The 18,850-nt window shown below is 66.9% G+C and carries 16 protein-coding genes, 1 tRNA gene and 1 riboswitch; of the genes, 12 read left to right on the top strand and 5 right to left on the bottom strand.

Annotated elements, in window-relative coordinates:
* Positions 1-19: 19 nt before the first annotated feature.
* Together ACIPRI_RS11405 and ACIPRI_RS11400 are read right to left on the bottom strand one after the other, a co-directional pair.
* Positions 20-925: a PP2C family protein-serine/threonine phosphatase gene (locus ACIPRI_RS11405; protein ID WP_446621544.1), complete on the bottom strand. Its 906-nt coding sequence runs from the start codon at positions 923-925 to the stop codon at positions 20-22.
* Positions 926-947: 22 nt separating this feature from the next.
* Positions 948-1,955, bottom strand: a complete 1,008-nt coding sequence (locus ACIPRI_RS11400) for a serine/threonine protein kinase (protein WP_446621543.1) — start codon at positions 1,953-1,955, stop codon at positions 948-950.
* 90 nt (positions 1,956-2,045) lie between these two features.
* On the opposite strand from ACIPRI_RS11400, the gene ACIPRI_RS11395 reads away from it, so the two are divergent.
* From ACIPRI_RS11395 to ACIPRI_RS11380, 4 genes are all read left to right on the top strand, one after another.
* Positions 2,046-2,963 carry a YicC/YloC family endoribonuclease gene (locus ACIPRI_RS11395; RefSeq protein WP_446621542.1) on the top strand — a complete coding sequence of 306 codons (918 nt, stop codon included), beginning with the start codon at positions 2,046-2,048 and terminating at the stop codon, positions 2,961-2,963.
* Between the two features lie 8 nt (positions 2,964-2,971).
* Positions 2,972-3,592, top strand: coding sequence for a guanylate kinase (gene gmk / locus ACIPRI_RS11390; RefSeq protein WP_446621541.1), 621 nt, complete (start codon positions 2,972-2,974; stop codon positions 3,590-3,592).
* A gap of 25 nt (positions 3,593-3,617) precedes the next feature.
* Positions 3,618-3,821, top strand: a complete 204-nt coding sequence (gene rpoZ / locus ACIPRI_RS11385) for a DNA-directed RNA polymerase subunit omega (RefSeq protein ID WP_446621540.1) — start codon at positions 3,618-3,620, stop codon at positions 3,819-3,821.
* 94 nt (positions 3,822-3,915) lie between these two features.
* The gene (locus ACIPRI_RS11380; protein WP_446621539.1) at positions 3,916-6,177 is read left to right on the top strand and encodes a RelA/SpoT family protein; all 2,262 of its coding nucleotides are present in this window, start codon (positions 3,916-3,918) and stop codon (positions 6,175-6,177) included.
* Here ACIPRI_RS11380 and greB read toward each other — a convergent pair.
* Complete coding sequence (gene greB, locus ACIPRI_RS11375) at positions 6,174-6,731, bottom strand: transcription elongation factor GreB (protein ID WP_446621538.1); 558 nt, start codon at positions 6,729-6,731, stop codon at positions 6,174-6,176. The genes ACIPRI_RS11380 and greB overlap by 4 nt on opposite strands.
* A 161-nt stretch (positions 6,732-6,892) precedes the next feature.
* Positions 6,893-7,004: riboswitch (glycine riboswitch) on the top strand.
* 102 nt (positions 7,005-7,106) lie between these two features.
* Here greB and ACIPRI_RS11370 point away from each other — a divergent pair.
* Positions 7,107-8,408, top strand: coding sequence for a D-amino acid dehydrogenase (locus tag ACIPRI_RS11370; RefSeq protein ID WP_446621537.1), 1,302 nt, complete (start codon positions 7,107-7,109; stop codon positions 8,406-8,408).
* Position 8,409: 1 nt separating this feature from the next.
* On the opposite strand, the gene ACIPRI_RS11365 is transcribed toward ACIPRI_RS11370, so the two are convergent.
* On the bottom strand, positions 8,410-9,300 hold the full coding sequence (locus ACIPRI_RS11365) for a LysR family transcriptional regulator (protein WP_446621536.1): 891 nt from the start codon (positions 9,298-9,300) through the stop codon (positions 8,410-8,412).
* 105 nt (positions 9,301-9,405) lie between these two features.
* On the opposite strand from ACIPRI_RS11365, the gene ACIPRI_RS11360 reads away from it, so the two are divergent.
* The 4 genes from ACIPRI_RS11360 to ACIPRI_RS11345 all read left to right on the top strand — a co-directional run bounded on the left by ACIPRI_RS11360 (position 9,406) and on the right by ACIPRI_RS11345 (position 14,478).
* A complete protein-coding gene (locus tag ACIPRI_RS11360) occupies positions 9,406-11,103 on the top strand; it encodes an acyl-CoA dehydrogenase family protein (RefSeq protein WP_446621535.1) in 1,698 nt (565 codons plus the stop codon).
* A gap of 45 nt (positions 11,104-11,148) precedes the next feature.
* Positions 11,149-12,126, top strand: coding sequence for a Bug family tripartite tricarboxylate transporter substrate binding protein (locus tag ACIPRI_RS11355; protein ID WP_446621534.1), 978 nt, complete (start codon positions 11,149-11,151; stop codon positions 12,124-12,126).
* Between the two features lie 19 nt (positions 12,127-12,145).
* Positions 12,146-13,282, top strand: coding sequence for a CaiB/BaiF CoA transferase family protein (locus tag ACIPRI_RS11350; RefSeq protein ID WP_446621533.1), 1,137 nt, complete (start codon positions 12,146-12,148; stop codon positions 13,280-13,282).
* Positions 13,283-14,049: 767 nt separating this feature from the next.
* The gene (locus tag ACIPRI_RS11345; RefSeq protein WP_446621532.1) at positions 14,050-14,478 is read left to right on the top strand and encodes a hypothetical protein; all 429 of its coding nucleotides are present in this window, start codon (positions 14,050-14,052) and stop codon (positions 14,476-14,478) included.
* A 221-nt stretch (positions 14,479-14,699) separates the two neighbouring features.
* Here ACIPRI_RS11345 and ACIPRI_RS11340 read toward each other — a convergent pair.
* Positions 14,700-14,776: transfer RNA gene (locus tag ACIPRI_RS11340), tRNA-Arg, on the bottom strand.
* Between the two features lie 258 nt (positions 14,777-15,034).
* On the opposite strand from ACIPRI_RS11340, the gene ACIPRI_RS11335 reads away from it, so the two are divergent.
* Genes ACIPRI_RS11335 through ACIPRI_RS11325 form a run of 3 tightly spaced genes read left to right on the top strand, consistent with a single transcriptional unit; the run spans position 15,035 to position 18,827 of the window.
* Positions 15,035-15,982 carry a MurR/RpiR family transcriptional regulator gene (locus ACIPRI_RS11335; protein ID WP_446621531.1) on the top strand — a complete coding sequence of 316 codons (948 nt, stop codon included), beginning with the start codon at positions 15,035-15,037 and terminating at the stop codon, positions 15,980-15,982.
* On the top strand, positions 15,979-16,938 hold the full coding sequence (locus tag ACIPRI_RS11330; protein ID WP_446621530.1) for an isoaspartyl peptidase/L-asparaginase family protein: 960 nt from the start codon (positions 15,979-15,981) through the stop codon (positions 16,936-16,938). Before ACIPRI_RS11335 ends, ACIPRI_RS11330 begins: the two co-directional genes overlap by 4 nt.
* Positions 16,935-18,827, top strand: coding sequence for a dipeptide ABC transporter ATP-binding protein (locus ACIPRI_RS11325; RefSeq protein ID WP_446621529.1), 1,893 nt, complete (start codon positions 16,935-16,937; stop codon positions 18,825-18,827). The genes ACIPRI_RS11330 and ACIPRI_RS11325 overlap by 4 nt, the downstream gene beginning before the upstream one ends.
* Positions 18,828-18,850 lie beyond the last annotated feature (23 nt).

Raw genomic sequence — 18,850 nt, 5'->3', positions numbered from 1 at the left:
AAAAAGAAGAAAGAAGCGCTCAGGTCTTGCTGCGCGCCGCAGAGCGGCGGATGGCCTCGTTGATCTCGGCGATGGAGCGCTCGATGGCGTCCTCGTCGAGGTCGGCCGCCTCTCCGTCGGCAGGCATGCCGGCCTGGATGGTGGAGGCAAACACGCCTTCGCTGATGCTGTCGGTGGAGATCCCGCGCTCCACGCCCGGGGTGTCGGGCGTTTGCCATTCGAGCGCGATCATGGTGACGTTGTCGCCGTTGGCGCCGCCGCGGCGCAGCGCCATCTCGACCAGTTCGGGTGCCGCGTCGGCCACCGACCGGGTGGCGAGGATGCGCACGATCTGCATTTCGTCCATCACGCCCCACAGGCCATCGGAGCACAGCATGATGCGGTCGCCCTGCTGCAGCGGCAGCGGTTCCGCCATGTCGAACATCGGCGTGGTGGGCGAGCCCAGGCAGGTCAAGAGCAGGTTGCGGTTGGCGCTTTCGGGCCCGGGGTGCGGACGCGGGCGCTCGGCATGCGAATGATCGAGCGTGCGGGTGAGCAGTTCGCCGTCGCGCACGACGTACAGGCGCGAGTCGCCGCAGTGCACCCAGGTCGCGCAGTTGTCTTGCAGCACCGCGGCCACCACGGTGGTGCGCGGCGTGTCGAGCATGCCCTTGCCGCCGGCGTAACGCATGATCTGCTGGTGCGCCGCCATCACGGCCGAACCCAGGAAGGCCTTGACGTCCTTGAGCAGCGGCCGCGCCTCGCGCTGGTAAAGCGCGGCAATGGTCTGCAGCGCCAGCTGCGCCGCCACCTCGCCCTCGGGGTGGCCGCCCATGCCGTCGGCCAGCACGAACAGGCCCGATTCCCGCGTGTAGCAATAGCCCATGCGGTCTTCGTTCTTGAGACGGCCGCCCTTGCGGCTGACCTGGAATACGGAAAACTTCATTGGATCTCGAGAAGACGAAAGTTCATGCCGGACGGGTGGTGGGCGCCGCCGCCTTGGGCAGCGACTTCTTCTCGGGCGAGCGAATGTTGTCGATCGAAAGACGCACCTTCTCGCCGACGGTGAGCTTGGTGTAGCGGCGCTCGCCTTCGCGGCTGAGCTCCTTTTGCAGCGCAAACACCGACTGCGGGCGCGATAGCGGATCGAGCGACATGCACCACTCCACCACCTCGATCAGGTTGTCGGAATAGACGCCGCGCAGGCGCGACAGCGAGAGCGAGAGCCGGTCTTTCTCGATGCGCTGCGGCGCGTCGCTGGGCGGATAGCCCTGCATGCAGGCGTAGATGCAGGCGCCGATCGCGTAGATGTCGGTCCAGGGCCCCATGGAGGAGTCGCGCCGGTACATCTCGGGCGCGGCGAAGCCGGGGGTGTACATGGGGCGGATGAAGTTGCCCTCTTTGCTGAGCACCTCGCGCGCGGCACCGAAGTCGATCATCACCGCGCGGTCGTCGTCGGTGACGAAGATGTTGGCCGGCTTGATGTCCAGGTGCAGCATCTTGTGCTGGTGCACGATGCGCAGGCCGCGCAGGATCTCGTCGAACAGCGAGCGGATGGTGGACTCGCGGAACACCTTCTGCTTTTTCAGGTCGCGCGCGGTGACGATGAAATCCTGCAGGGTCGCGCCCTCCAGGTAGTTCATCACCATGTAGACCGTCTCGTTTTCCCGGAAGAAGTTGAGGACGCTGACCACCGAGGCGTGCGAGATCTGGGCCAGCGAACGGCCCTCTTCGAAGAAGCTCTTGAGGCCCAGGCGGTAGAGCGAAAGTTTTTCCGGCGCCACCACCGGCAGCAGCTCGCCAACGCCACGGGTGGCCAGCGAAGACGGCAAGTATTCCTTGATGGCGACCTGCTGGCCGCCACTGTCGACGGCCAGATACACGACGCCAAAACCACCCGCCGACAGGCGGCGCACGACGCGATATCCGCCTATGACCGTGTCCGGCAACAAGGGCGAAGGTTTGACCTTTGACATAATCCGGGAGTTTCGCCCGAAGGCGGCAGTGCGGCAAGCGAACAACGTGCCGGCGCCGCCCGTGCACACAACAGAACACAGCGAGGCGCAATGGCAGTTTACAGCATGACCGGCTACGCAAGTGGCCAGACCGCAAGCCCAGCAGGCACCACCGAAAGCGACGCGCGCCCCTCGGCAGCGGGCCGGCTTGGCCTGGAGATCCGATCGGTCAACAGCCGCTTTCTCGACCTCACCTTCAAGCTTCCGGAAGAGTTGCGCCAGCACGAAGCCGGCTTGCGCGAACTGTTGGGAGAACGCCTCAAACGCGGCAAGGTCGAGGTGCGCGGCGCCATCGAAAGCACGGCGCCCGGCGGCGTGGTGGAGCCTTCCGCACGCTTTCTGCAGCGCCTCAATGGCGTGCAGGACAGCATCCGCGCCTGGCTGCCGGAAGCGCGCGAGCTGAGCGTGGCCGATGTGCTGCGCCTGGCCGGCGGCGATAGTGCCGCGCACGGCGACTGGGGCCCGGCGCTGACCGAGTTGGCCACCCGCGTGGCCGACGAGCTGCTCGCCGCACGCGCCCGCGAAGGCGCCCGCCTGGCGACCATGCTGAGCGGCCGCGTGGCGCAGCTGCGCAAGCTGGCCGAGCAGGCCGCTCCGCTGGTGCCGCAACTGGTCGAGCAGCAGCGCACCCGCTTCCTGGAGCGCTGGCAAGAGGCCATGGGCCTGGCGGCCGGCAGCACCTTGCCCGAAGCGGCGCAGGACCGCGCCCTCTCCGAAGCCACCGCCTTCGCCATCCGCATCGACGTGGCGGAAGAACTGACCCGGCTGGACTCGCACCTGGACGAAATCGAGCGCCTCCTGAAGAAGGGCGGCGACATCGGCAAGCGACTCGATTTCCTGATCCAGGAACTGCACCGCGAGGCCAACACGCTGGGCTCCAAGTCGGCCACCCTGGAGCTCTCGCGCATCGGGGTCGACATGAAAGTGCTCATCGAACAGATGCGCGAGCAGGTACAGAACATCGAGTAAAACCGGCCATGGACTATCCCGGAAACATCTTCGTGGTCGCGGCGCCCAGCGGCGCCGGCAAGTCGAGCCTGGTGAAGGCGCTGATGGAGCTCGATTCGGCCGTGCAACCTTCGGTCTCCCACACCACCCGTCCACCGCGCGGCCAGGAAAAGCATGGGCGCGAGTACTTCTTTGCCTCCCATGCCGAGTTCGACGCCATGGTCGAGGGCGACGCCTTCGTCGAATGGGCGCATGTGCACGGTCAGCGCTACGGCACCTCCAAGAAGGCGATCGAGGAGCGCATTGCGACCGGGGCAGACGTGGTGCTGGAAATCGACTTCCAGGGCGCCCTTCAGATCCGCAAGACCTTTGCCAACGCGGTGCTGATCTTCATCCTGCCGCCCAGCTGGGAAGAACTGCGCTCCCGCCTGGAGCGGCGCGGGGAGGACAGCAACGAGGTGATCGAAGTGCGCCTGAAAAACGCTGCAGAGGAAATGGCACAGGCCCGGGAATTCGATTTCGTTATAATCAACGAGTTATTTGAGCGCGCGCTTTTCGATCTCAAAGCGATCGTCCACGCGCAGCGGCTTCGGTATTCCGCACAGCGCCGCTTTCGCGCCGACACTTTTGCCGCGCTGAACATACCCTGACAGACCACCACCCGAAAGCACAACGATGGCCCGCATCACTGTCGAAGATTGCCTGCAACAGATCCCCAACCGCTTTCAACTCGTGCTGGCGGCCACCTACCGTGCCCGCATGCTGAGCCAGGGCCATGCCCCGAAGATCGAAAGCAAGAACAAGCCCGGCGTGACGGCCCTGCGCGAAATCGCGGACGGCAAGGTCGGCCTGGAAATGCTGAAGAAGGTTCCCGGCTGATAGCGGCTGGTCACTTCCCCCGAGAAAGGCACCCACTGTGGTGCCTTTTTTGTGCCCGGACACGGGCCGGCGGCCGGCGCGCTAAAGTCGAGGTATGAGCGCGGTCGCCAAACCCAAGGCCAACGCCCCGGGGGGCGGGGCGCACCATCGCCCCACGCCGGCAGCGCTCAATGCCGCGGCCGCCAGCTTTGCCGCGCTCACGGCCAAGCTCGACTATTTGAACGCGGAAGACACCGAGCAGGTGCGCCGCGCCTACCGCTTTGCCGACGAGGCCCATCTGGGCCAGCTGCGCAACAGCGGCGAGCCCTACATCACCCACCCCATCGCGGTGGCCGCCCAGTGCGCCGAATGGAAGCTGGATGCGCAGGCCCTGATGGCCGCCCTGCTGCACGACGCCATCGAGGACTGCGGCGTCACCAAGGCCGAGCTGATCGAGCGTTTCGGCGCCCCGGTGGCCGAACTGGTGGACGGCCTCACCAAGCTGGACAAGCTGCAGTTCAACACCCGCGAGGAGAACCAGGCCGAGTCCTTCCGCAAGATGTTGCTGGCCATGGCGCGCGACGTGCGCGTCATTCTCATCAAGCTGGCCGACCGCACCCACAACATGCGCACCCTGGACGATGTCCCGCGCGAAAAGTGGGGCCGCATCTCCAAGGAAACGCTGGACATCTACGCGCCGATCGCGCACCGCCTGGGCCTGAATCAGACCTATCGCGAGTTGCAGGAGACATCCTTCAAGCACCTGCTGCCTTGGCGCTACGCGGTGCTGTCCAAGGCGGTGACCAAGGCCCGCAGCCGCCGGCGCGACCTGATCCAGAAGGTGCAGCGCGAGGTCGAGAGCGCCTTCACCGGCGCCAGCATCAGCCTGCGCATCGCCGGCCGCGAAAAGACGCTCTATTCCATCTATCGCAAGATGCAGGACAAGCACCTGAGCTTTGCCCAGGTGACCGACATCTATGGCTTTCGCCTGATCTTGCCGACGGTGATCAGCTGCTACACGGGTCTGGGGATCCTGCATCAGATGTACAAGCCGCTGCCCGGCAAGTTCAAGGACCACATCGCGATTGCCAAGGTCAACGGCTACCAGTCGCTGCACACCACCCTGGTCGGCCCCTCGGGCGTGAACGTCGAGTTTCAGTTGCGCACCGAGGCCATGCACGTGGTGGCCGAATCCGGCGTGGCGGCGCACTGGCTCTACAAGGCCTCCGACCCGACGCCGGCCAGCAACGAACGGCTGGGCACCAAGTGGCTGCAGTCGCTGCTCGACATCCAGGACGAAACCCGCGACGCCGCCGAGTTCTGGGACCACGTCAAGGTCGACCTGTTCCCCGACGCCGTCTACGTCTTCACGCCCAAGAGCCAGATCCTGGCGCTGCCGCGCGGCGCCACCGTGATCGACTTTGCCTACGCCATCCACAGCAACGTGGGCGACCACACCTCGGCGGCGCGCATCAACGGCGACCAGGTGCCGCTGCGCACCGAGCTGAAGAACGGCGACGTGGTGGAAGTCATCACCGCGCCGACGTCCAACCCCAATCCGGCCTGGCTGGGCTTCGTGCGCACCGGTCGGGCGCGCTCCAAGATCCGCCACTACCTGAAGACCCTGGCGCAGGCCGAATCCGAAACGCTGGGCGAACGCCTGCTGGCCCAGGCGCTACGCGCCGAAGGCCTGGGCAGCCTGCCGGCCGACGACGAAGAGCACCAGGCGATGTGGGAGAAGCTGCTGCGCTTCACCGGCAACCGCACGCGCGCCGAACTGCTGACCGACATCGGCCTGGGAAGGCGCATCGCCACCATCGTGGCCAAGCGGCTGATGGCCCTCTTGGGCGAGCGCGGCGAGAAGCCGGACGCGCTGATGCTGAGCCGCGAACGCTTCACCGCGCATGAGACGGTGTCGCAAGGCGCCGTCACCCTGGATGGCAGCGAGAACTCCTCGGTGCGCTTCGCCCTGTGCTGCCGTCCCATTCCGGGCGACGAGATCGTCGGCTACCTGGGGCATGGCGAGGGCCTGGTGGTCCACACCGAGCAATGCGGCGTCGGCCAGCGCCTGCGCTATCGCGACAGCGAGCGCTTCTTCGCGGTCGAATGGGCGGACGAGCCGGTGCGCACCTTCGAGACCGGCGTCATCATCACCGTGCGCAACGACAAGGGCGTGCTGGCGCGTGTGGCAGCGTCGCTCTCGGCCGCCGAAGCCGACATCACCCACGTGGAGATGTCGGAAGAAGTGCCACAGGACTCGACCGACCTGCGCTTCGTGATCGCCGTGCGCGACCGCGTGCACCTGGACGCGGTGCTTCGCGCGGTGCGGCGAACGCCTTCGGTGCTGAGCGCCGTGCGCACCGTGCCTGCGCCTTAAGCAGGCGTCGGGTAGCGCACCTCCAGCACCTCGATCTCGTGCACGCCGCCGGGCGTGACCAGCTTCACCACGTCGCCTTCGCGCGCTTTCAGCAAGGATCGGGCGATGGGCGAGATCCAGCTCACCTGGTGCTGGCTGCTTTCGGCTTCGTCGATGCCCAGGATGGTGACGCTGTTTTCCTCGCCGTGCTCGTCGGCATAGGTGACGGTGGCGCCGAAGAAGACCTGGTCGCGGCCGTGGTGAACCGAGGGGTCGGTCACCTCGGCGATTTCCAGCCGCTTGGTGAGGAAACGGATGCGCCGGTCGATCTCGCGCAGGCGCTTCTTGCCATAGAGGTAGTCGCCGTTTTCCGAGCGATCGCCGTTCTTGGCGGCCCAGTGCACGGCCTCCACCACCTTGGGCCGCTCCTCGTCCATCAGTTGCAGAAGTTCCGCGCGCAGACGGGCGAAGCCGCCCGGCGTCATGTAGTTGCGGGTGCCGGCGGGAATGGACGGCAGCGATGCGCCGTCTTCCTCATCGTCGGTGTCGCTTTCCTTGGTGAATGCCTTGTTCATCTGCCTATCTCGTGCATGTCTCTTCGCGCGTTCGATGATAGTTTGCGACTAGAATTCGCCCACTGCAGGAGAGCGGGCATCCATGCCCCACCGAAGGCGCAAACTCCCATAAACGCTCAGGTCGGCCCCAAGTCAAGAGGGGCCTCGTACTGCAGATACTGAAAAAGCCGTCTGGAGAGCCGTCGCGCAACATGCGCGCGACGCACCGAAGGAGCAAGTCCGCTGCGGGTGCAGCGGATGAATCTCTCAGGTACCAAGGACAGGGGGAGCGGCAACTTGGACGGCATTCGCGTGCGTTCCGGTTGCCCATCGCTCCCCGATGGCATCCACGCATTTGCCTGTCGTTCAAGCGCTGCACCTTCGAAAGGTACTGCAATGCGCGTGATCGTCCTCGGCGCCGGCCTGCTCGGCACCACCTCGGCCTACTACCTCCAGAAACTCGGCCACGAAGTGACCGTGATCGACCGGCAGGGCACCCCGGCCGCCGAAACCAGCTTCGCCAACGGCGGCCAGATCTCCGTGAGCCATGCCGAGCCCTGGGCCAACCCCGGTGCGCCGCTGAAGCTCCTGCAATGGCTGGGCAAGGAAGACGCCCCCTTGCTCTTTCGCCTGCGGGCCGATGTTCGCCAGTGGCTGTGGGGCCTGTCCTTCCTGCGTGAATGCACGCCCGCGCGCACTCGCCACAACATCGAGCAGATCGTGCGCCTGGGCACCTACAGCCGCGGCAATCTGCAGGAGCTGCGCCGCGACACCGGCATTGCCTATGACCAGCGCAGCCAGGGCATCCTGCACTTCTATACCAACCAGAAGGAGTTCGATGCCGCCCTGGCGCCGGCCGAACAGATGCGCCAGCTGGGCTGCGAGCGCCGCGTGATCTCGGCCGACGAGGCGGTGGCGCTGGAGCCAGCGCTGGCCCACATCCGCCCGCAACTGGCCGGCGCCACCTACACCGCAGAAGACGAATCGGGCGACGCCAACGCCTTCGCGCGCGAGCTGGCCAAGCTGGCCCAGGCCAAGGGCGTACAGTTCCTGATGAGCCACACCATCACCGCGTTGCGGGAAGCTGGCGGGCGGCTGGACCACATCGAAGTGACCGACGCCACCGGCCGCTTCCAGCGCATCCGCGGCGACGCCTACGTGCTGGCCATGGGCTCTTTCAGCCCGCTGCTGGCTGCACCCCTGGGCATTCGGCTGCCGATCTACCCGGCCAAGGGCTACTCGGTGACGCTGCCGGTGAAGGACGCCAGCCGCGCCTATGAAACCTCGCTGACCGACGACGAATTCAAGCTGGTCTTCTCGCGCTACACCTCGGCCCAGGGCGATCGCATGCGCATCGCCGGCACGGCCGAGCTCAACGGCTACGACCGCGACCTCAACCAGGTGCGCTGCGAAGCCATCGTGCGCCGGGTCGAAGCGTTGTTCCCGGGTGCCGGCGACACCACGCAGGCCCAGTTCTGGACCGGGCTGCGGCCGGCCACGCCGAGCAACGTGCCGATCATCGGCAAGTCGAAGCTTTCCAACCTCTTCCTCAACACCGGCCACGGCACCTTGGGCTGGACCCATGCCTGCGGCTCGGGCAAGTCGATCGCCCGCATCGTGAGCGGGCTCGCGCCCGAGGTGGATTTCGCTTTTGCCGGCATGCCGGCACCCGCGGCTGGCCGGCTGATGCCGGCCTGATTCAGGCCACCACCGGCCGGCCCGTGCGCACGGCTTGCAGAAAGCCCTGCACCACCGCATTGGCCGGCCCGGCGCGCCAGACGCAATAGGCTTCCGAGCGCGCCGCCTCGCCTTCCAGCGGCCGGAACACGGCCCCGCGCAGGGCTGCGTGGCGCATGGCATCGGGCACCAGCGCCACGCCCATGCCCTGCGACACCAGCGAGACCACCGACATCCAGTGGCGCACCTCGTGCCGAACCTCGGGCGCAAAGCCCGCGTCGGCGCAGATGCCCAGGATGCGCTCGTGATAGTCCGGCGAGACGCTGCGGGCGAACAGCACGAAGGGCTCGCCCTTCAGCTGCGCCGGATCCACCGTGCGCCGCCGTGCCAGCCGATGCGCAGTGGGCAGGCAGGCGACGAAGGGCTCGGACAGCAGCAGCACATGCGCCAGCTCGGCCGGCATGCGGCTGGTGTGCACGAAACCGACGTCGAGCCGGTCGTGCAGCAGCTCGGCAATCTGCTCGCGCGAATTGAGTTCGGCCAAGGTCACCTTCACGGCAGCATGCTCGAGCTGGAACTTGCGCAGTGCCTGCGGCAAGCCGCGATAGAGCATGGCGCCGACGAAGCCGACACGCAGCCGGCCTGCCAGACCCTGCGCCACATCACGCGCCTCGAGCGCCGCCTCTTGCGCCTGGCGCAGCAGCTGACGCGCCGACACCTGCAGCGCCTGGCCGGCCGGCGTCAGGCGCACCTCTTTGCTGTTGCGCTCGAACAGTTGCGCCCCCACCGATGACTCGAGCTGGCGGATCGCCACGCTGAGCGGCGGCTGCGAGATCGACAGGCGGCGTGCAGCGCGGCCGAAATGCAGTTCCTCGGCCAGCACGACGAAATAGCGCAGGTGACGCAGCTCCATGCGGGCAGTCTTGCACGATAGGAAGATCAGATCAAGCAAGTCGTATTTGATATTGGACACGAATCGTCCGCGCCTTGAAGATTTCTGCAAATCAAGGAGACACGCATGTCCAGCAGCACGATCCCGGCGGCCGATTCCAAAGCCGCCGAAGCCCATCCCGTGCCCGACCGCCACGGGAAGAACCTCTACACCACCGACAGCGAACTGCACGGCCTCTTGGGCCTGTACCTGCCGCCCGATCTGCTGCGCCACATGCAGCCGCACTTCGAGCGCCTGGGCGCCCTGGCCGGTGGCCCCTTGGATGAACTGGCCCACACCGCCGACCAGAACCCGCCGGTGCTGGAGCACCGCACCCGCACCGGCATCGACGCGCAGCGCATCGTCAAGCACCCCGCCTACGTGCAGATGGAGCGCCTCGCCCTGAGCGAATTCGGGCTGGCTGCCATCTCGCATCGCGACGAGACTCTGGGCTGGAAAGGCAAGATGCCGCCGCTGGTCAAGTACGTGCTGACCTATCTCTTCGTGCAGGCGGAGTTCGGCCTGTGCTGCCCAGTCTCGATGACCGACTCGCTGGCCCGCACGCTGAAGAAATTCGGCAGCCCGGCGCTGGTCGAACGCTTCCTGCCGCGATTCCAATCGCTGGACTTCGACACCCTGGCCCAGGGCGCGATGTTCATGACCGAGCAGGCCGCCGGCTCCGACATTGCCGTCACGCAGACGCGCGCCTGGCAGGACGCGGATGGCCAATGGCGGTTGGCCGGCGACAAGTGGTTCTGCTCCAACCCGGACGCGGACTTCGCCATGGTGCTGGCCCGGCCCGACGGCGCACCGGCCGGCATGAAGGGCGTGTCGCTGTTCCTGCTGCCGCGCCAGCTGGAAGATGGCAGCGCCAACCTTTACCGGATCATCCGGCTCAAGGACAAGCTGGGCACGCGCTCGATGGCCAGCGGCGAGATCCGGCTGGAAGGCGCGCTCGCCTACCTGGTGGGCGAACTCGGCCGCGGCTTCGTGCAGATGGCCGACATGGTCAACAACTCGCGCCTGTCCAACGGCGTGCGCGCCGCCGGCCTGATGCGCAGGGCGGTGGCCGAGGCCGAGTTCATCGCCAGCGAACGCCGTGCTTTCGGCCGGCGCCTGGCCGACATGCCGCTGATGCAGCGCCAGTTGCTAAAGCTGCGGCTGCCGGCCGAACAGGCGCGCACCATGGTGTTCCAGACCGCCCTTGCATTGGCCCGCTCCGACGGCGGCGATGCCAGCGCCTATCCACTGCTGCGCATCCTCACCCCGCTCATCAAGTTCCGCGCCTGTCGCGATGCGCGCAAGGTCACGGGCGATGCGATGGAAGTGCGCGGCGGCTGCGGCTATATCGAGGAGTGGAGCGATCCCCGGCTGGTGCGCGATGCGCACCTGGGCTCGATCTGGGAAGGCACCAGCAACATCGTGGCGCTCGATGTGATGCGCGCCATCCAGCGCGAGGATTCGCTCACCGCGCTCAAGCGTCACTTCGGTGCGCTGCTGTCGGAAGCCGGCGTGGCGTCGGGTTTTTCACAGGCGCTGCAAGGGGCACTGGAGCGCGCTTGCGCGTTGGCCACGTGTGCCGCCGCCGCAGGCGGCGATGCGCTGGCGCGCCAGGCCGCATCGGCGCTCTATCACTGCTGCAGCGCCATCGCAATGGCCTGGGAAGGCATGCGCAGCGGCTCGGCGCAGCGCGTGCAATGGGCGCAGCTGGTGCTGCTGCACCGGGTGCTGCCGCGCGATCCGCTGGCGCCCGATGCGCTTCCGACTGAATGGAACGCCGGGTAGGCGCTCGCTCGCTTCTTCACACATCACAACCAGGAGACACAAGACATGAAGCTGATCCACACCCTCGCCCTGGCCGCCGCCGCGGCCCTCTCCCTGGCGGCAGTACCGGTGCACGCCGACGCTTTCCCGGACAAGCCGGTCGTGCTGGTCGTTCCCTTCCCGCCCGGCGGCCCGACCGATGCGATGGCACGCACCCTGGCGGCCGAGCTGAAGGACCGGCTGGGCCAGCCGATGATCGTGGAGAACCGCGCCGGCGCCGGTGGCAACATCGGCGCGGAATACGTGGCGCGGGCGCCGGCCGACGGCCAGACCTTGCTTTTCGGCACCTCGGGGCCGCTGGCCATCAACGCGAGCCTGTACCGCAAGATCAACTACAACCCGGTGAAGAGCTTTGCGCCGGTGATCCAGGTCGGGCACCTGCCCAACATCCTGGTGGTGCACCCCTCGGTGTCGGCCAGCAACGTGAAGGAGCTGGTGGCCTATGCCAAGGCCAATCCGGGCAAGCTGAGCTACGCTTCTTCGGGCAACGGCGCCTCGTCGCACCTGGCCGGCGTGCTGTTCAACTCGACCGCCGGCGTCGACCTGCTGCACGTGCCTTACAAGGGAACGGGGCCGGCACTGAACGACCTGCTGGGCGGCCAGGTGAGCATGAGCTTTACCGACGTGCTCACCGCCATGCCCTACATCAAGGCCGGCAGGCTGCGCGCGCTGGGCGTGACCACCGCGACCCGGTCGCAAGCCCTGCCCGACGTGCCCACCGTGGCCGAGCAAGGCTACAAGGGCTTCGACGTGAGCGTGTTCTTCGGCATCGTGGCGCCGGCCGGCACGCCGCCCGATCGCATCGCCAAGCTCAACAGCGCCTTTGCAGAAGTGCTGGCCTCGCCCAAGGTGAAGGAACTGTTTGCCGAGCAAGGCCTGGAATCGGCACCCTCCACCTCGCCCCAACAACTGGCCAAGTTCATCCCAGAGCAGATGGCCATGTGGGCCGGCGTGGTGAAGCAGTCCGGCGCGCAACTCGATTGATCGCATCGCCATCATCATCATGAAATCCAGCAGTCAGAAAAATGCGAAGGGCTCGCTCGCCGGCGTGCGCGTACTCGACCTGTCGCGCGTGCTCGGCGGCCCCTACTGCGGCCAGATCCTGGGCGACCACGGCGCCGATGTGCTCAAGATCGAGCCGCCCCAGGGCGACGACACCCGAAGCTGGGGCCCTCCCTTCAAGGATGGCGTGGCTTCCTACTACCATGGCCTGAACCGCAACAAGCGGGTGCAGCACCTGGACCTGTCGTCCGAAGAAGGGCGTGTCGCATTGATGGCGCTGCTGCCGCAGGCCGACGTGCTGATCGAGAACTTCAAGACCGGCACCATGGAGCGCTGGGGCATCGGCTACGGCAGCTTGTCGCAGCGCTTTCCGGGCCTGGTGTGGTGCCGCGTTTCAGGCTTCGGCGCCGACGGCCCGCTGGGCGCCCTGCCCGGCTACGACGCAGCGGTGCAGGCCATGACCGGCATCATGAGCATCAATGGCGAAGAAGGTGGTGGCCCCTTGCGCGTGGGCCTGCCGGTGGTGGACATGGTGACCGGACTCAACGCCACCATCGGTGTGCTGCTCGCCTTGCAGGAGCGTGCCCGCAGCGGGCGCGGCCAACTGATCGAGGCCGCGCTGTACGACAGCGGCCTGTCGCTCCTGCATCCGCACGCGGCCAACTGGTTCCTCGACGGCAAGAGCCCCAAGCGCACCGGCAATGCGCATCCCAACATCTATCCCTACGACGCCCTCTGCACCGGCACCGACCCGATCTTTCTGGCGGTGGGGAACGACCGGCAGTTCGCCAGCCTTTGCCAGTGCATCGGCGTGCCAGCCCTGGCCGAGAACCCGCTGTATGCCGACGCGCGCTCGCGCTCGGTGAACCGCGACAGGCTCAAGATGCAACTGGAAGCCGCGCTGGCCAGCTTCGATGGGCGACAACTGGTCGACACCCTGATGGCCAGGGGCGTGCCTGCGGCGCCGGTGCTGCCGGTGGACGCCGCCCTCACGCATCCGCACACGGCGCATCGCGGCATGGTGGTGGAACTTGAAGAAGGCAGCTATCGCGGCATTGCCTCGCCGATCAAGCTGAGCCGCACGCCGGCCAGCTACCGGCATGCGCCGCTGAAGCCGGGCGTTGCCTTCGAAGACTGAAGCAAGGCGCCAGACAAAAGTAAGCGGCTGGCCGTCCCAACTTGAACGATCGAGCCCGAATTCCTGGGGCTCACGAAAAAACCCCGGCTGTTTCCAGTCGGGGCAAGAGGTCGGTGGTCGACCTTGGAGAAACGCTGTTGGCCGTCAGACCCAAAACTGGGTCAAACGTTCCATCCCGATCAGCCCTTTTTCCTACAGACTGCCGCCGTTCTGTCCCACCGGCTGCGCGCAATCAGAGTCGTGATACTGGACTCGCCCAAGCATTCGCAAAGGAATTCAGATGAAGCAAAAACGACGATTCATTGCGCCCGCGCTAGTTGCACTTCTGCTCGGCGCCAGCCTCGTGCCGGCAAGCTACGCAGCTGGTGGTGGCGGTGGTGCCGGAGGCGGTGGTGGTGGAGCCGGCGCCGGCGCCGGCGCCGGTGCTGGCGGAGGCTCTGGTGGTTCCGCTGGAGGTTCCGGTGGCGGCTCTGGTAGCGGCGCATCTGGCAGCGCGGGCGGGTCCACTTCGACGAGCGGCCCTGGCAACTCATCAAGCTCGAACGCCAGCGCCACTGGATCAGCCAATGCTGCAACACCAGCAACCCCGGCTACCCCAGCAACTCCCGCAACTCCTGGGACGTCAACAACTACGACTGTTCCGGCTACGCCTGCAACCCCAGCAACCCCAGCAACGCCATCGACGAAGAAATAGCTGCCATCCCCTTCACGAATAAAGCCCGCATCGCGCGGGCTTTATAACGAAGGCTTGCGTATAGGAGGCACAAATGATCAAGCGTGCAGCAGTGTCGGCCCTCATCGGATTGATGGCGCTCGGCACCGGAGCCTTCGCCGACGAAGGCAAGGACGAGTCTGGCAAAGGAAAGCAACGAAGCGAAGAGCGGAAGCAGCACGGAGGAAACTCCTCGTACTTCCACCAGCACGGCTACACCCGCATTCCCAACGGCCACTTGCCGCCTCCAGGAGAATGCCGCGTTTGGTATCCGGACCGGCCGGCCGGTCATCAACCACCGCCGTTCAAATGTGGTCAAGGTCGCGGTCGGGTTGAGCCAGGTGGTTGGCTGATCTCGCCCGGATCTCGATCTCAGGAAGTCGAGGTGGCCGTCTATGACGCCCGGCGGCCCGGCATCGTGATCGACGTTGGCATCTTCGACGCGCGCACCGGCTCCATGATCCGCATCGTCGGCACCAAGTAGCGGCGGGGGTCCGCGGTGCCGCTGATCGAGATGCTGGATGAGCAAGCGCGGCGGAGAAAGCCGTACCCGCTGTCTTGGTCAGAGCAAGCGCAGTTGGTTCCGGAGCGCAGTGTCTTTGTGATCCCGGCTGCGCAGTTCAAGGGCAAGCGCGGCCAACACCTTTAAGTCGCGCAAAAAGAAAAAGGGTTAGGACACGCTAGCGTCCTAACCCTTTAAGAGAGTGGTGCGGGTGGCAGGATTCGAACCCACGACCCCTTGGTTCGTAGCCAAGTACTCTATCCAACTGAGCTACACCCGCACAGCTTGCAATTATAGCATGGTTGAACATGCTCCCTTTCGGGGCGGCTTGAATTTGATGACTCAAGGCGCATAAATCGCGAAGCCTTCAAGTATAGCGTGATTTTGGCCGGGCCCTGCCAAGTTCTCGAATCGCGGACCAGCTGGCCTGGGGATTGCTTAGTGGCAAGTGCTGATTGAATATTTTCTTCCATCGCACTATCTTGTAATTTTTTTTACATCGCACGCTGCTCTTGAGCGTGCGCCGCCCACATCCCGCATGGCATCTCCCGCCGCCGCCACCGTCGCTCAGCGCATTGCGCAGGCCCTGCCGCAAATGACCCGCTCGCAGCGGCAATTGGCCGATCACGTGCTCGAGCGCCCTTTGCAGGTGGCCACGCAGCCCATCGATGAGCTGGCAGCCACCGTCGGCGTTTCGGTGGCCACGGCCAACCGCTTCGCACGGGTGCTGGGCTTCGATGGCTACGCGAGGTTTCGCGCCGAATTGGTGCGTGGCTTCGAGCCGCTGGTGGCACCCGTGGTGCGCTTGCGCGGCAACCTGGCACAGCCGACCACGGTGGCCGATGTTTTCGCCATGGCGCTGGAAGAAAGCCAGCACAACATCGCGGCGACGCGCCAAGCCCTGGACCGCGCTTCCTGCGAGGCCGCGGTGGCGCGCGTGCTTGGGGCGCGCACCGTCTTCATCGCGGGCTATGGCGCCAGCGCCTGGCTGGCCGGGCTGTTGCAGCACGGGCTGGATGCCTACTGCGCGGACGTGCGCCTGCTGCCCTCGATGAGCGGCGTGACGCATGGCGCGCGCGCGCTCTCGCGTGGCGGTTCGCGCGACTTGCTGGTGGCACTGAGCTTTCCGCGCTATTTGACCGACACCGTGGCATTGACGGAAATCGCCCGCAGCCACGGCGTCGGCGTGCTGGCCCTGACCGATCGGCCCAGCTCGCCGGTCGCGCCGCTGGCCGACGTGGTCCTTTACGCGCAGACCGAAACCCGCTATCGCCCCAACTGCGAGACCAGCGTGCTGGCGCTGATCGAGGCCCTGACCAGCGCCGTCGCCCTGCGCACGCCGCAAGCCCTGCGCGCCGCCAGCGGCGTGGTGCACGCCGTCATGCCCTGGCTGCACGGCGCGCAAGACCTGCGAATCAACCACATGCCAAAAATCAAACAAGCATCGCCGTCGCGCGCGCCGGCGGCAAAGAAGAAGAGACCATGAATACAACACCCGCCATTGCCATTCACGGCGGCGCCGGCACCGTCAGCGCCGCGGCGCTGGATGCCGGCGCTGCCCTGGCGTATCACGAGGCGCTGCGCGGCATCGTGCAGGCCGGCCAGGCGCTGCTGCTGCGCGGCGCCAGCGCGCTCGATGCAGTCTGTCTCGCGGTCGAGATGCTGGAGGACTGCCCGCTCTTCAATGCCGGCCACGGCGCGGTCTTCACCCATGCCGCCACGCACGAGCTCGACGCGGCTGTCATGAACGGCGCCGACCTGCGCGCCGGCGCCGTGGCTTGCGTCAGCCACATCCGCCGCCCGGTGCGCGCCGCCCGCGCCGTGCTGGAAGACGGCGCCCACGTGCTGCTGGCCGGCGCCGGCGCCGAGGCATTCGCGCGCGAGCGCGCGCTGGAGATGGTCGAGCCTTCGCACTTCTCCACCGAGGCGCGGCGCTTGCAATTGGAGCGCGCCCTGGCTGCCGGCCGTGTCGCGCTCGACCATGACGGCACGGCCAACAACGCCACCACGCCGCTGGACGAAGGCCAGAAGTTCGGCACCGTCGGCGCCGTCGCGCTCGACCTGCACGGCCACCTGGCGGCCGCCACCTCCACCGGCGGCATGACCAACAAGCGCGTCGGCCGCGTCGGCGATTCGCCGCTGATCGGCGCCGGCACCTACGCCGACGACGAGAGCGCCGCCGTCTCCTGCACCGGCAGCGGCGAGATGTTCATCCGCGCGGCCGCCGCCTACGACGTGTGCGCGCGCATGCGCTACGCCGGCCAATCACTGGAACAAGCCACGCATGCCGTGGTGATGCAGTCGCTGCCGCGCATCGGCGGCAACGGCGGGCTGATCGCGGTGGACCGCCACGGCAACATCTGCCTGCCCTTCAACACCGAAGGCATGTACCGCGGCCATGCCCGCGGCACAGAGTTGCCCCAGACCGCCATCTACCGATGAACGCTGCGGTCCTATCCTCTCCCACGGCTGCCTTGCAGCTGCCCGAGCAACGCGTCCTCGAGGTGGACGGCCTCACCGTGCGCTTCAGCACCTCCGAGCGCACCGTCGATGCGGTGCGCCAGCTGGGCTTTCATGTCGATCGCGGCGAAACGCTGGCCATCGTCGGCGAGTCCGGCTCGGGCAAATCGGTCACCTCGCTGTCGCTGATGCGGCTGGTGGAATACGGCGGCGGCCGCATCCTCGACGGCCGCATGGCCTTCCGGCGGCGCAACGGCCAGGTGCTGGACCTGGCCAAGGCGCCGGACGCGACCATGCGCGGCATCCGCGGCGCCGACATCGCGATGATCTTCCAGGAGCCGATGACATCGCTCAACCCGGTGTTCACCGCCGGCGACCAGATCGCGGAAGCCATCACCATCCACCAGGGCAAGGACCGCGCCGCCGCGCGCGCCGAGGCACTGCGCATGCTGGAGCTGGTGCGCATCCCTGAGGCGCGCGGCGTGCTGCAGCGCTATCCGCATCAACTCTCGGGCGGCATGCGCCAGCGCGTGATGATCGCGATGGCGCTGTCCTGCCGGCCCTCGCTGCTGATTGCCGACGAGCCCACCACGGCGCTCGACGTCACCATCCAGGCGCAGATCCTGCAACTGATCCGCGAGCTGCAGGCCGAGATGCACATGGGCGTGGTCTTCATCACGCACGACATGGGCGTGGTGGCCGAGGTGGCCGATCGCGTCCTGGTGATGTATCGCGGCGACAAGGCCGAGGCCGGCAGCGCCGAGCAGGTGTTCGCGGCCCCGCGCCACGCCTATACGCGCGCGCTGCTGTCGGCGGTGCCGCAGCTGGGTGCGATGCGCGGCACCGAGCTGCCGGCGCGCTTCGAACTGCTCAAGGTCGACGAGGCCGGCGCCAGCGTGAACACGCCGCGCCCGCAGGACACGGTTCGGCGCGACGCCCCGCCGATCCTGCGCGTGAAGAAGCTGGTGACCCGCTTCGACCTCAAGAGCGGCCTGCTGGGTCGCGTCACGCGCCGCGTGCACGCGGTGGAAGGCATCAGCTTCGACCTGCATGCGGGCGAGACCCTGGCGCTGGTGGGCGAATCGGGCTGCGGCAAGTCGACCACCGGCCGCTCGCTGCTGCGCCTGGTCGAGAGCCAGGGCGGCGAGATCGAGTTCAAGGGCCGCAACGTGCTGGCGCTTGCAAAAAACGAACTACAGGCGCTGCGACGCGACATCCAGTTCATCTTCCAGGATCCTTTCGCTTCGCTGGATCCGCGCCTCACCGTGGGCTATTCGATCATGGAGCCGCTCCTGGTGCATGGCGTCGCCAAGGGCGGCGAGGCGCAGGCGCGGGTGCGCTGGCTGCTTGAAAAGGTGGGCCTGCCGGCCGACTATGCGCAGCGCTATCCGCACGAATTCTCCGGCGGCCAGCGCCAGCGCATCGCCATTGCCCGCGCGCTCGCGCTCGACCCCAAGGTGGTGGTGGCCGACGAATCGGTCTCTGCGCTGGACGTCTCGATCCAGGCCCAGATCGTCAACCTGATGCTCGACCTGCAGCGCGAGCTGGGCGTGGCTTTTCTTTTCATCTCGCACGACATGGCCGTGGTGGAGCGCATCAGCCACCGCGTGGCCGTGATGTACCTGGGCCAGATCGTCGAGATCGGCCCGCGCCGCGCGATCTTCGAGAACCCACAGCACGACTACACCAAGCGCCTGATGTCCGCCGTGCCGGTGGCCGACCCGACGCGCCGCAGGCGCCAGCACGCGCTGCTGCAGGGCGAGGTGCCGAGCCCGGTGCATCCGGTGGGCTACCAGCCCGAACTGGCGCCCTTGGTCGAGGTCGGGCCGGGCCACTTCGTCGCGCGGCATCCGGTTGCCGCCGATTCCTGATTCACCTGATTCAGTTTTTTTCC

Source organism: Variovorax sp. LARHSF232, from assembly GCF_052871435.1.
This window is presented reverse-complemented; position numbering and strand designations above follow the sequence as displayed.